The 12,387-nt window shown below is 71.1% G+C and carries 13 protein-coding genes; 10 read left to right on the top strand and 3 right to left on the bottom strand.

The genetic code is table 11. From position 1 onward, the window contains the following. The 3 genes from VFO26_RS03330 to VFO26_RS03320 all read left to right on the top strand — a co-directional run bounded on the left by VFO26_RS03330 (position 1) and on the right by VFO26_RS03320 (position 4,166). Positions 1-1,377: a hypothetical protein gene (locus tag VFO26_RS03330; RefSeq protein WP_325113463.1), complete on the top strand. Its 1,377-nt coding sequence runs from the start codon at positions 1-3 to the stop codon at positions 1,375-1,377. A gap of 9 nt (positions 1,378-1,386) precedes the next feature. Next, on the top strand, positions 1,387-2,217 hold the full coding sequence (locus tag VFO26_RS03325) for an SDR family NAD(P)-dependent oxidoreductase (RefSeq protein ID WP_325113462.1): 831 nt from the start codon (positions 1,387-1,389) through the stop codon (positions 2,215-2,217). A gap of 137 nt (positions 2,218-2,354) precedes the next feature. Next, positions 2,355-4,166, top strand: coding sequence for a VanW family protein (locus VFO26_RS03320; protein ID WP_325113461.1), 1,812 nt, complete (start codon positions 2,355-2,357; stop codon positions 4,164-4,166). Here VFO26_RS03320 and VFO26_RS03315 read toward each other — a convergent pair. Further along, the gene (locus tag VFO26_RS03315) at positions 4,129-4,560 is read right to left on the bottom strand and encodes a thioesterase family protein (protein ID WP_325113460.1); all 432 of its coding nucleotides are present in this window, start codon (positions 4,558-4,560) and stop codon (positions 4,129-4,131) included. The two genes, VFO26_RS03320 and VFO26_RS03315, sit on opposite strands and share 38 nt — an antisense overlap. 35 nt (positions 4,561-4,595) lie before the next feature. Between VFO26_RS03315 and VFO26_RS03310 the strand changes: the two genes are divergently transcribed. Further along, the gene (locus VFO26_RS03310; RefSeq protein WP_325113459.1) at positions 4,596-5,363 is read left to right on the top strand and encodes an NAD-dependent deacylase; all 768 of its coding nucleotides are present in this window, start codon (positions 4,596-4,598) and stop codon (positions 5,361-5,363) included. Between the two features lie 11 nt (positions 5,364-5,374). After that, a complete protein-coding gene (locus VFO26_RS03305) occupies positions 5,375-5,647 on the top strand; it encodes a hypothetical protein (protein ID WP_325113458.1) in 273 nt (90 codons plus the stop codon). Here VFO26_RS03305 and VFO26_RS03300 read toward each other — a convergent pair. Further along, entirely contained in the window at positions 5,644-6,579 is a 936-nt protein-coding gene (locus tag VFO26_RS03300) for a diacylglycerol kinase family protein (protein ID WP_325113457.1), read from the bottom strand. The genes VFO26_RS03305 and VFO26_RS03300 overlap by 4 nt on opposite strands. A gap of 31 nt (positions 6,580-6,610) precedes the next feature. Further along, entirely contained in the window at positions 6,611-7,318 is a 708-nt protein-coding gene (locus VFO26_RS03295; RefSeq protein WP_325113456.1) for a DeoD-type purine-nucleoside phosphorylase, read from the bottom strand. A gap of 40 nt (positions 7,319-7,358) precedes the next feature. Between VFO26_RS03295 and VFO26_RS03290 the strand changes: the two genes are divergently transcribed. The 5 genes from VFO26_RS03290 to ftsH all read left to right on the top strand — a co-directional run bounded on the left by VFO26_RS03290 (position 7,359) and on the right by ftsH (position 12,385). After that, complete coding sequence (locus VFO26_RS03290) at positions 7,359-8,141, top strand: GNAT family N-acetyltransferase (RefSeq protein WP_325113455.1); 783 nt, start codon at positions 7,359-7,361, stop codon at positions 8,139-8,141. After that, positions 8,045-8,743: a histidine phosphatase family protein gene (locus tag VFO26_RS03285; protein WP_325113554.1), complete on the top strand. Its 699-nt coding sequence runs from the start codon at positions 8,045-8,047 to the stop codon at positions 8,741-8,743. Before VFO26_RS03290 ends, VFO26_RS03285 begins: the two co-directional genes overlap by 97 nt. Before the next feature lie 68 nt (positions 8,744-8,811). Next, entirely contained in the window at positions 8,812-9,792 is a 981-nt protein-coding gene (gene tilS / locus VFO26_RS03280; RefSeq protein ID WP_325113454.1) for a tRNA lysidine(34) synthetase TilS, read from the top strand. Next, on the top strand, positions 9,789-10,343 hold the full coding sequence (hpt, locus tag VFO26_RS03275; protein ID WP_325113453.1) for a hypoxanthine phosphoribosyltransferase: 555 nt from the start codon (positions 9,789-9,791) through the stop codon (positions 10,341-10,343). Before tilS ends, hpt begins: the two co-directional genes overlap by 4 nt. A 98-nt stretch (positions 10,344-10,441) precedes the next feature. Beyond that, on the top strand, positions 10,442-12,385 hold the full coding sequence (ftsH, locus tag VFO26_RS03270; protein WP_325113452.1) for an ATP-dependent zinc metalloprotease FtsH: 1,944 nt from the start codon (positions 10,442-10,444) through the stop codon (positions 12,383-12,385). The last annotated feature ends 2 nt before the right edge of the window (positions 12,386-12,387 follow it).

The raw sequence follows: 12,387 nt of genomic DNA, 5'->3' as shown, positions 1-12,387 counted from the left end.
ATGACGACCGTCGCCGCAACCTCGGTCGATCCGCTCGACCCCGCGAGGATCGGAGCGCACGGCGCCGAGCTCCTGCAGCGCGACCGCTGGTCGCGCGAGCAGCTGGCCGAGTACCAGCGAGAGCGCCTGCGCGCGCTGATCCGGCACGCCGTCCGGCGCTCGCCCTACTACCGCGAGGTGCTCGGCTCCGGAGCCGAGGGCGCGGAGCTTGCCGAGCTGCCGACCCTGTCCAAGCGCGTGCTCATGGAGCAGTTCGACGCCGTGGTCACCGACCCGCGCCTGCGACTGGCAAACATCGAGCCGTTCCTCGGCCACGCCGATGCGGGGGCGCTCTACCTGGGCGAGTACCGCGTCTTCTCGACCTCCGGGACATCCGGGGTGCCGGGGCTGTTCGTCTACTCGCAGGCGGAGTTCGCGCACTGGGTCGGCGTCTTCATCCGATCGTTCGCGCGGCTCGGCATGACTCCGACCACCCGCATCGTCGGAGTCGGCGCACCCAGCGCGCTGCACCTGTCGCAACAGGTGATCGCCGCGATGCAGGCCGGGCGCAGCGGCGCGCCCAGGGTCTCCGTGACGACACCGTTGCGCGAGATGATCCCGGCGCTCGAGGCGTATCAGCCGGAGGTGATCGGCGGCTATCCGAGCGTGATCGCCCTCCTCGCGGAGGAGCAGCTGCATGGTCGCCTCGCGATCGCCCCGCGCGTCGTGCTCACGACCTCGGAGGTCCTGACCGACGATGCCGCGTGGAGGATCGAGGCCGCGTGGACGAAGCCGGTGCAGGGGTACTTCTCGACCGAAGTGGGGGTCATCGCCGCCGGCTCGCTCGACCACGTGGGCATGCACGTGTCCGAGGAGGCGATCGTGGAGGTCGTCGACGACGCCAACCGCCCCGCGCCGCCCGGCACGCTCGGAGCCCGGGTGCTCCTCACGAATCTCGTCAACATGTCGCAGCCGCTGATCCGCTACGAGCTGTCGGACGCCGTCCTGCTCGAGACCGGGCGGGATCCGAGTGGCAGGCCGTTCGACCGGATCGCGCGGATCGACGGCCGGAGCGACGACGTGCTTCGGCTGCCCGGTGTGGGCGGCGGGGTGGTCGCCGTGCACCCGTACCGGCTGCGCGCGCCGTTCGTAAGGCTGCTGGACGCCCTGCAGTACCAGATCGTCCACCGGCACGACGGTCTGCTCGTCAGGATCGTCGCGCGCAGCTCGGCTCGGCGAGACCTTGCGGAGAAGGTGCGCCGCGCGGTCGGATCCGCGCTCTCGGACGCAGGCGCGGCGGCTCCGGTCCGGGTCGAGCTCGTGGCGGCCATCGAGCGTGAGCCGGGGCACGCGGCGAAGGTGAAGCTCGTCGTGTCGGAGGTGCCGCCGCCCGCATAGGATCGCCGTGTGTCGCTCGAGATCGACCTCTCCGGCCGTGTCGCGCTCGTCACCGGCGGCTCGCGTGGGCTCGGCCGAGCGGACGCCCTGACGCTCGCCCGCGCAGGCGCCGACGTCGCGATCGCCGACATCCTCGTCGAGTCCGACACGAGCGCCGCGGAGGAGTACGGCGTGCTCGCGCAGGCAGCTGTTGCGCAGGGCATGGTGCACACGGAGTCGACGGTCGAGGAGATCCGCTCGCTCGGGCAGAGGTCGCTTCCGGTCCGGTGCGACGTCACGGACCGCGCGCAGGTCGACGCCGCGGTCGCTCGGGTCGTGGCCGAGCTCGGCTCCGTCGACATCCTCGTCAACAACGCGGGGACGCTCGACCACGTCGGCCAGTTCCACGACCAGCGCCTCGACCTCTGGGAGCGCGACCTCCGCGTCAACCTCACGGGCGCGTTCAACTGCGCGCAGGCAGCCTGGCCCCACATGCGCGAGCGGCGGTGGGGGCGCATCGTGAACATGGCCTCCGTCGCAGGGACGCTCGGCGGGTTCGGGCAGGCGAGCTACTCGACGACGAAGGCAGGGCTTCTGGGCCTGACGAAGACACTGGCGATGGAAGGCGGCCGGCACGGGATCACCTGCAACGCGATCGTCCCCGGGATCATCGGGACGGAGGCCTTTCACATGGCGAACGCGGCCATGAACGAGCGAATCGCGAACCGGACGGTGTTCAGGCGACCGGGCGAGCCACAGGACATCGCCAACGCGATCGCGTTCCTCTGCTCCGACCTCGCCTCGTACGTCACGGGCATCGAGCTGAACGTCTCCGGCGGCGTCGAGCTGTTCGTCTTCTGAGCGCGGATTCGAGCGGGTTTCCCCCTCGAACGGGTGAGAAGAGGGCGTCCGGCGCTCGGCTACATTTCCGGGTCGTGTCATCCGGCGCGTCCAGCGTTTCGGGAGTGGCGCGCCGCCGACGGCCTCCCCGGCTCGCGGTGCGCAGGGCCGTCCTCGCAGTCGGTCTGGTCGTCCTGTCCGCGTTCCTGGCTGCGGTGCTCTTCGCCGGGTCTCCGGACCGGCTCCCCGCGGGGACCACGGTCGCGGGCTTCGACGTCGGCGGGCTCGAGATCGCCGGTGCCACGCAAGCGCTCGAACGCCGCTTCGACAGGCTCCAGCGGACACCCGTCCGGTTCGTCGCAGGCGGTCGGACCTTCTCGTACACCGCGTCCCAGCTGGGCGTACGCCAGGACTGGCAGGGGGCCGTCCGGAGCGCGGCCGAGGCGGGCGGCGGATTCGCTCCGCTCCGCGGCCTGAAGCGCGTCCAGACCCGTCTCTTCGGGACGGATGTGGTGCCGCACGTCCAGGCGTATCCGTCCGTGGTCCGGTTCGCCGTCGACGGGGTAGCGGACGCGGTCGACCGTCCCGCGGTCGACGCGGGGCTCGTGCGCCGCGGCCTCCGGATCGCCTACACCCCCGCGCGGGCGGGCCTGCGCCTCGACCGCGCGAGGGCGTCCGCGACGATCGTGTCGGCGCTCGCCTCGCTCGAGCGCGGCGCACCGGTCAGGCTGCCCGTCTCCCGCACCGAGCCGAAGGTCAGGCGGGAGCAGCTCGCCGAAGCAGCGCTCGCCGCGCGGACGGCGGTCTCGGCGCCGGTGACGCTCCAGGTCGGCGAAACCCGTTTCCGGCTCCCGCGCTGGCGGCTGGCGCAGCTCCTCGAGCTGCCGCGCGGCGGTGAGACGCGCGTGGGGCTCGGCGGCCCGAAGGCGCGGCAGTGGCTGGCGTCGCTGAAGTCGAGCGTCGACCTGGCGCCGCGTGACGCGACCTTCAGGGTCGTCTCGGGCGGAATCGAGCTCGTCCCGTCCCGGCCCGGCCGCACGCTCGACGTCGCCGCCGCGCGGGCGGCGGTCGAGAAGGCCATGCTCTCGGGCACGAGCCGCGTGGCCTCGGTCGCGACCTCCACGACCGACCCGGCGCGGACGACGGCGGAAGCGAAGGCGATGGGCATCACCGGCATCGTCGGCTCGTACACGACGACCTACGGCGGCACCCCGGGGCGGCTCCACAATGTCCAGCTCGTCGCGAACCTGATCGACGGGGCGCTCGTGGCGCCTGGAGCGCGCTTCTCCTTCAACGAGACGACCGGCGAGCGGAACGCCGCCAAGGGTTTCGAGGAGGCGCCCGTGATCATCAACGGCGAGCTGGAGAACGGAATCGGCGGCGGTGTCTGCCAGGTCTCGACCACGGTCTTCAACGCGGCGTTCGAGGCGGGGCTCTCGATCGAGAAGCGGACGAACCACGCGCTCTACATCAGCCACTACCCGCTCGGCCGCGACGCCACCGTGAACTACCCGGATCTCGATCTCGTGTTCAGGAACGACACGAACAGGTGGATCCTGGTCAGGACGTTCGTGGGGTCGGGCTCTCTCACCGTCAACCTCTACGGCGCGCCGACCGGGCGCCGCGTCGAGACCGAGACCGCTCCGCTCGAGGTCGTCGGCAAGGTGCCGTGGAAGCGGATCGACGACGACACGATGTTCAAGGGCCAGAAGGTCGTCGAGCAGTTCGGGGCGCCGCCCCGGAGGACCAGCGTCACCCGCCGCGTGTACGCGCCCGACGGGACGCTCATGTACGACACCACGTGGAGCTCGTACTACGTCGGCGAGCCGACCGTCGTCCGGCTGGGGACGAAGCCCCGGCCGAAGCCCGTGGAGCCCGAGCGGCCCACCACGACCGCGGCGGACGAGCCCGAGGCACCCGCGGACACGACGGTCAGGCGGGGGACCGTCCCGCAGACGCCTCGGCCCTGACGACGTCCTCGACGAACCAGGCGGGCACGCGCGTCGGGCGCTGCGTCTCCGCATCGACGATCGCATGCGCAGTCCAGCCCGTCGCCATGCGCTCTCCGTCGCGCTCGACGACGTACTCGTACCGGAACCGCGCGCCCCGGATCTCGCCGCAGCGAACGTGGATCGTGAGGACGTCGTCGAACACGGCTGCGCGCTCGTACTCGACGTGAACAGCCGTGGTGAGCGCCTCGATGCCCCGCTTGCGGATCGCGCGGTAGCCGCCGGCGAAGGCCGCCAGATACGCCACGCGGGCCTCCTCCAGCCACACGACGTAGGACGCGTGATGCGCGATCCCCTGCGCATCGGTCTCGGCGAAGCGGATGCGAACGTCCTGCGAGAAGGGAAACCCGTCCACGGTGGGCAGATATATCTCGCCTCTACGATGCTCGCGTGGGAACCGCGGCCGAGCTCGCCTCGCTGATCCGCGAACGCGGCCCGGCGGTCGTCCTCACGGGCGCGGGGATGAGCACGGAGAGTGGCATCCCGGACTTCCGCTCCGCTGCGGGCATCTGGGCCGAGGTCGATCCCTTCGAGGTGGCCTCGATCGACGCGTTCCGCCGCGACCCGCTCCGCGTCTGGCGCTGGTACGGCCCCCGGATCGGAGGCCTGCTGGCGGCCGAGCCGAACGCGGGACACCTCGCCCTCGCCGAGCTCGAGCGATCCGGGCACGTGCGCGCCGTGGTGACACAGAACATCGACCTGCTGCACAGCCGAGGGGGGAGCGAGGACGTCGTCGAGCTGCACGGGTCGATCCGGCAGTTCGCATGCCTCGCATGTGGTGCCCGCGAGACGCTCGACGGCGTTCTCGCGCAGCTCGACGTCCGTGAAGCTCCGCTCTGCGGCGCCTGCGGCACGATCGTGAAGCCCGGTGTGGTGATGTTCGGCGAGCTCCTGCCCGCCGATGCGATGGCGCGTGCCGAGGTCCTCTGCCGGGCGACCGGCCTGCTCCTGGTCGTGGGGTCGTCGCTGCAGGTGTGGCCCGTCGCCGGGCTCCCGGCCGACACGCTCCGTTCCGGCGGCGCCGTCGCGATCCTCAACCTCGAGGAGACCCCCTACGACGCCGACGCGACGACGGTCGTGCGTGAGCCCTCGGGCCCCACCCTCGCGGAGGTTGCTCAGGCCCTGTGTGCGCGGGCGTCCAGGCGCCCGAGTCCCTAGACTGCCCGGTCATGGAGACCAAGTCGGACGAGAAGGACGTGATCGCGCGTCTCGCGGGGAAGGGTGAGGAGGCCATCCAACGGCTGGCCGACCTCCCCGGCGGCGACCGGGCGCTTCGGGCGTTCAACGACGTGAAGCTCCGCGTCGACGACCTCTCGAGGCGGATGCGCGGCGTGGACGAGCTCGAGAAGCGCGTCACGAGGCTCGAGAAGGAGGTGGCGACGCTCCGTCGGGCGCAGAAGCCGCCCTCCTCGCAGGCACCTTCCCGGAAGGCGAGCGGCTAGCTCGAGACCCGGCGCGGGACGCGCAGCCTGAGCGCCCCCGAGAGGACGTCGAGCCGCACGGGGGTCGTGCCAGGCTGCTCTCCGTCGAGCTCGATCGGCAGCGGGCTGTCGCTGGAGATCGTGACGGTCGAACCGCGGAGCAGCTCCGCCTTCGGGTGCGGAAGGTGCGTCCCGCGGTAGATCTTCGGCATCGTGAGGACGAGGTCGCGCTTCGTGATGTCGCCGATCGTCAGCACGTCGAGCAGCCCGTCCTCGGGGCTCGCCTCGGGGCAGATCTGGAGCCCGCCCCCGAAGAACCGCCCGTTCGCCGCGACGACGTCGAACATCCGCCCCGTGCGGCGCTCGTCGTCGACCAGGAGCTCGATCTCGCTGGCCTGCCACTGCGAGAACACCGCGAACGTCGCCCAGAGATAGGAGGCCTTGCCCCCGAGCATCTTCGTCGTCTCGTTCGCCCGCTTTGCGATCGCGCCGCTCATCCCCGCGCTCGCCACGTTCGCGAAGACCGAGGTGGCCTCGGAGCCGTCCCAGGCGCGGTAGGTCACCCGACCGAGGTCGATAGCTCGGACCTCGCCCTCGAGCGCGACCTCGGCCGCCTGCTCGATCTTCCTCGGTATCCCGAACGTGCGCACGAAGTCCCAGCCCGTGCCGCGCGCGACGACCGCCACCTCCGGGGTCGCTCCGATCCCCGCGAGCCCGTTCGCCACCTCGTTGACGGACCCGTCGCCACCCACCACCACGAGCCGCCCGGCCCCGTCGAGCGCGGCTTCGCGCGCGAGCTCGGCCAGATGACCCGGCCGCTCGCTGAAGAGTGTGCTCCCCTCGAGCCCCGCCGCGGCCGCCCGCCGCGCGAGCTCGGGCCACCGGCGACCGGTCGAGCCGTTCGCCGCCGCCGGGTTGACGAGGAAGACGGTGCGGGTGTCGGGTGGCGTCACGAGCGGTGAGGCCTCGGCCCGGCCCGGTGCGTCACGCGGTCACGGTGGCCAGCGCGAGCTCCGTCATCTGGTCGACGGCGGACTTCATCTCGTCGTCGGTGATGCGGATGAACTCGCCCTCGACGACCACATCCGAGACGATCAGCATGCAGCCGGTCTGGATCCGCCGCAGTGCGCCGAGCGTGAAGAGGACGGCCGCCTCCATCTCCACCGCGAGGATCCCGCGCTCGGACCAGCGTCCCGCCAGCCCCTCATCGGGTTGGTAGAAGATGTCGCTCGAGACGATCGGGCCGACGCGGACGGGCTTGCCGAGCTGCTTTGCCTGGTGCACCGCCTCGTGGACGAGACCGAAGTCGGCCGTCGGCGCGTGGGGCTCGCCCCTGAGGTAGTGGAGCGCGGTCGCGTCCGCCGGCGTTGCAGAGAGGGCGATGATCAGGTCGCCCATCGTGAGATCCTGCTGGAGGCCTCCGCAGGTCCCGACCCGCATGATCTTCTTCACTCCGAGCTGGACGAGCTCCTCGATCACGATCGCCGCGGACGGGCACCCCATTCCGCTCGACTGGACGGAGACGGGCTTGCCCTGGAAGGTGCCGGTGTACCCGAGCATCCCCCGCTCGCTGTTTCGCTGGACGACGTCCTCCATGAAGGTCTCGGCGATGTACTTGGCCCGTAGCGGGTCGCCGGGCAGGAGGCAGGCCTCGGCGTAGTCGCCCTCGTTTGCGCGCACGTGGATCGGCATGGCGGGGAAGCCTACGGCTTCGCGCCTAGAGTGTGCTGCGATGCGCGCCCGCCTCGTCGAGCCGTCGACCGAGCAGATCCTCGCCTACTGCGCCGATGGCCCCGTCGAGCGTGTGTTCCTCGAGGACGTCGCGAGGCGAGGGAACGGGCGCTTCGTCGGGCTCGAGGGCGACGCGGGCCTCGTCGCCCTCTGCCACCTGGGCACGAACGTCGTCCCGTCGGGCCGCGGCTGCGGTGCGTTCGCCGACGTCGCCGCGCGGGCTGCGCCGCGCATGCTGATCGGCGAGCAGGAGGCCGTCAGCGAACTCTGGGGCGAGGCCCGGCGGCGGCTCGGACGGCCCCGCGAGGACAGGCTCGGGCAGCCGGTATACGTCTCCAGGACGCCCCCGGAGCCCGGTAACACGGCACTTCGACGGGCGACCAGGGCCGACCTCGACCTGCTCGTTCCGGCCTGCGCGAGCGCGCACTACGAGGAGCTCGGCGTCGACCCGCTGCGTCGCGACCCGAACGGGTTCCGGTGGCGGACCCGGCTCCAGATCGAGGAGGGTCGCTCGTGGGTCTGGCTCGAGGACGACGCGATCCTGTTCAAGGCCGAGGCGTCCGCCTGGACGCCGAAGGCCGTCCAGCTGCAGCAGGTCTGGGTCGACCCCCCGGTTCGCCGGCACGGGTACGCCGCTCGCGCGCTGCGCGACCTGATCCGGCTGCTGCTCGACGAGGTGCCCGCCGTCTGCCTCTTCGTGCGTGCCGAGAACACGCCCGCGATCCGGCTCTACGAGGCGGTCGGCATGGAGCACGTGCTCGACTACCGGAGCGTTCTCTTCTGAGAGCTCTGCTGCTCGTCCGGCATGCGCACGCGCGCTCCAACGTCTCCGATCGGGTCAGCTCGAAGCCTCCGGGAGAGGGCCTGAGCGAGCAGGGGGTCGCGGAGGCGCTCGGCCTGCGCGAGACGCTCGCGCACGCGGACGTCGGGCTCGGGGTCGCGACGCCTCTCCTGCGAACGCAGGAGACGCTCGAGCTTGCGCTCGGCGGCCGTGACGTGGAGCGGGTCGTGTCCCGCGGGCTCGGGGAGATCGACTTCGGGTCGTTCGAAGGAGGCCCCCTCGCCGACTACCGGGAGTGGGCCTGGGCGAACGCGCCCGACGCTCCCTGCCCGGGAGGCGGCGAGAGCAGGATCGAGGCGGCTGCGCGGTTCGCGGCGGCCCTCGACACTCTCCTCGAGCGGCCCGAGGGGGTCGTCCTGGCGGTCTCCCACGCACTTCCGATCCGGCACGTCCTCGAGGCGGCGCAGGGCCGCTTCCCACCGGCTCGCATCGGGAACGTTCCCCACGCGACTCCGCACGCGCTCGACGCCGAAGCGGTCGCGCTCGCGGCCGAGACGCTGCGCGCATGGGCGTCCGCGCCGCGGTTCGCCGATCTGCCCGGCTGACTGCCGAGCCCGCCTCCCGCGGCCCGCGAGCGGGCGCTCCGACGGCCGAGTCGGGCACACTTCGGGGCGTGGAGGTGCTCGAGCGCGTCGAGGCGCACATCCGCGCCGGGGAGCTGATTCCCCCCGGCGCCGAGGTGACCTGCCTCGTCTCGGGCGGCCCGGACTCGACGTGCCTCTGGCACGTGCTCGGCGAGCTCGGGTACCGGGTGCGGGCCGTCCATGTCCACCACGGCCTCCGCGGCGCGGAGGCCGACGCGGACGCCGAGCACTGCGCGGCCGCCTTCGCCGCCGAGGTCATCCACGCGCCGTCGGCCGGGAACGAGGCGGAGCTCCGCGCCGTCCGCTACGAGCTGACCGAGGGTCAGGGGCTGCGCGCGACGGGGCACACTGCCTCCGACCAGGTCGAGACCATCCTCTATCGCCTCGTCTCGAGCGGCTCGACGCGGGGGATTCGCGCCCGCCGGGCCGACGGTGTCGTCCGGCCGCTCCTCCCGCTCTGGCGCGAGGAGACCGAGGCCTACTGTGCCGCCCACGGGCTGGAGTGGCGCATGGACACGTCGAACCCGGGCACGAAGCGCGGGCTCATCCGCGAGCGCCTCATGCCGCTTCTCGAGGAGCTCGATCCGCGCGCGCGGGCGAACCTGCTCGCCCTCGCAGCCGAGCGGCCACGACTGCCGCGAGGGCTCGAGGCGTCGCTCGTGGAGCTCCTGAGCTCACGCGAGGGAACACGCTCCGCCGACCTCGGCGGCGGCATCCGCGCGGTTCGCGCCTACGACACGCTGCGGCTCGAGGGCTCCGTCGAGTGGGGCCCCTGGAGGCTGGAGACGGACGCCCCTGGCCTCGTCGTGCGCCCGCGGCGCCCGGGGGATCGCCTCGCGGGCAGATCGCGGAAGGTGCAGGATGTGCTCGTGGACGCGAAGGTGCCGAGGGGGGAGCGGGATGCCTGGCCCCTGGTCGCGACGGAGGAAGGCGAGGTCGTCGCGGTCGCGGGGCTGGAGGAGGCACCGGGCTGGGAGGGCACGGTGCGGGTCTCACGGGAGGACGGTTGACCACCGTCCACTCGGACGTCGGGGAAGTCCTGATCGACGAGGAGACCCTGCGCAACCGGGTCGTGGAGCTCGGCGCCGAGATCTCGGCGGACTACGAGGGTCGCGACCTCCTCCTGGTCGGCGTGCTGAAAGGGGCGATCTTCTTCATCTCCGACCTGATGCGCGAGCTGACAGTCCCGTGCGAGATCGACTTCATGGCGATCTCGAGCTACGGGGCCGGCACGGACTCGTCCGGCGTGGTGCGGATCCTGAAAGACCTGGAGATCAACATCTCGGGTCGCGACGTGCTCGTCGTCGAGGACATCATCGACTCGGGCCTGACGCTCTCGTACCTGCGCCGTACGCTCGGCGCACGGAAGCCAGCGTCGCTCGAGATCTGCGCGCTGCTCACGAAGCCGGAACGTCGCGAGGTGGAGGTCCCCGTCCGCTACGTCGGGTTCGAGATCCCGAACCGCTTCGTGATCGGCTACGGCCTCGACTTCGCGGAGCGGTACCGAAACCTCCCGTACATCGGCGTCCTCCATCCGGATCTGATCCCGAACGGCCTCTGATGCAGGCACTTTCGGGGTCGAGCGGGCATTTCCAACCGGTTAAGGGACCCCGGGCGCGATCCTGATCCGCAGGGTCACGCTGCTACCCTCCGGATCACGTGAATCGTTTCTTCCGCAGCGCGCTCTTCCCGCTGGTCGTGATCGTGCTGCTCGTGTACCTGGCGAGCCAGACGCTGATGCCGCGCCGCGACAGCGGACAGGACCTCACGTACTCCCAGCTGATCCAGCAGACCAAGCAGGGCAACGTCAGCGAGGTCACCTTCTCGCCGAACCGCCAGTCGATCACGGCGGTGCTGGACTCCGGCCAGAAGGTCAAGGTCAACTACCCGTCGCCGCAGTCGCAGGTCGCCTATCAGAAGGTCCTCGAGGAGGAGAACGTCACGTTCGACTCCAAGGGCATCGGCACGAGCGCCTGGTGGGCGCTCCTGACCGGCTTCCTGCCGTTCCTGCTCCTGATCGGGTTCTGGATCTTCCTGATGAACCAGATGCAGGGCGGCGGCTCGAAGGTGATGAGCTTCGGCAAGAGCCGTGCCAAGCGGATGTCTCCCGACTCGCCCAAGGTCACGTACAAGGACGTGGCCGGCGCGGACGAGGCGGTCGAGGAGCTCCAGGAGATCAAGGAGTTCCTCGAGAACCCGAAGAAGTTCCAGGCGCTCGGGGCGCGCATCCCGAAGGGCGTCCTGCTCTACGGGCCTCCCGGCACCGGTAAGACGTTGCTCGCGCGGGCGACCGCGGGCGAGGCGGGCGTGCCGTTCTTCTCCATCTCCGGCTCCGACTTCGTGGAGATGTTCGTCGGCGTCGGCGCCTCCCGCGTGCGCGATCTCTTCGAGCAGGCGAAGCAGGCCAGCCCGTGCATCATCTTCATCGACGAGATCGATGCCGTCGGCCGCCACCGCGGCGCCGGCCTCGGCGGCGGCCACGACGAGCGCGAGCAGACGCTGAACCAGCTCCTCGTCGAGATGGACGGCTTCGAGCTGAAGGACAACATCATCCTGATCGCGGCCACGAACCGGCCGGACATCCTCGACCCGGCGCTGCTCCGCCCGGGCCGCTTCGACCGCCAGATCGTCGTCGACCGGCCCGACCGGAAGGGCCGCCAGCAGATCCTCGAGGTACATGCCAAGGGCAAGCCGCTCGACAAGGAGATCGACCTCGACGTGCTCGCGGCTGCGACGCCCGGCTTCACCGGCGCCGACCTTGCGAACGTGATCAACGAGGCGGCCCTCCTCGCGGCGCGCCGCGGCTCGAAGACCATCGGCCAGTTCGAGCTCGAGGAAGGGATCATGCGGGTGATCGCCGGCCCGGAGAAGAAGTCGCGCCTCTTCTCGGAGAAGGAGCGGAAGATCACCGCCTACCACGAGATGGGTCACGCGCTCGTCGGCTACTACCTCGAGGGCACCGACGAGGTGCACAAGATCTCGATCGTCAGCCGCGGCCAGGCGCTCGGGTACACGATCTCGCTGCCGGCCGAGGACCGCTACCTGACCACCAAGGGCACGCTGATGGACCAGATGGCGATGACGCTCGGAGGCCGTGCCGCGGAGGAACTCGTCTTCAACGAGGTGACGACCGGCGCCGCGAACGACATCGAGCGGATCACCTCGACCGCCAAGCAGATGATCATGCGCTTCGGGATGAGCGAGAAGCTCGGCCCGCGCGTGCTCGGTCGCAACCACGACATGCCGTTCCTCGGACGCGAGATGGGCGCGGAGCCCGACTACTCCGAGGAGATCGCGAAGGAGATCGACGACGAGATCCGCCGCGTGATCGAGGAGGCGCACGACAAGGCGACGACCGTGCTGCGGGAGCACATGAACGAGCTCCACCGCCTGTCCGCGATCCTGATCGAGCGCGAGACGATCGACAAGACCGAGTTCGAGCGCCTCATCCAGGGCGAGCCGGAGGAGTCGGTCTTCGTCGACGAGACGCCTCCGGCCGAGGAGCCGACGGCGGAGCAGGAGAAGAAGCCCGCGCTGCGCCCGTCGCCGAGGCCGCTTCCGGGTGCGGCCATGCAGCCGCCGCCCGATCCCGCCGCCTCGTAGCG

The organism is Gaiella sp., assembly GCF_035710885.1.
Classification (GTDB): Bacteria; Actinomycetota; Thermoleophilia; order Gaiellales; family Gaiellaceae; genus Gaiella.
The sequence above is the reverse complement of the archived record's forward strand: the minus strand, read 5'-3'. Positions and strand labels throughout refer to the sequence as shown.

Coding starts and splice junctions, on each gene's coding strand:
- VFO26_RS03330 (WP_325113463.1), top strand. CDS start 1: ATGACGACCGTCGCCGCAACCTCGGTCGATCCGCTCGACCCCGCGAGG.
- VFO26_RS03305 (WP_325113458.1), top strand. CDS start 5,375: ATGGAGACCAAGTCGGACGAGAAGGACGTGATCGCGCGTCTCGCGGGG.
- VFO26_RS03295 (WP_325113456.1), bottom strand. CDS start 7,318: ATGCCGATCCACGTGCGCGCAAACGAGGGCGACTACGCCGAGGCCTGC.
- VFO26_RS03290 (WP_325113455.1), top strand. CDS start 7,359: ATGCGCGCCCGCCTCGTCGAGCCGTCGACCGAGCAGATCCTCGCCTAC.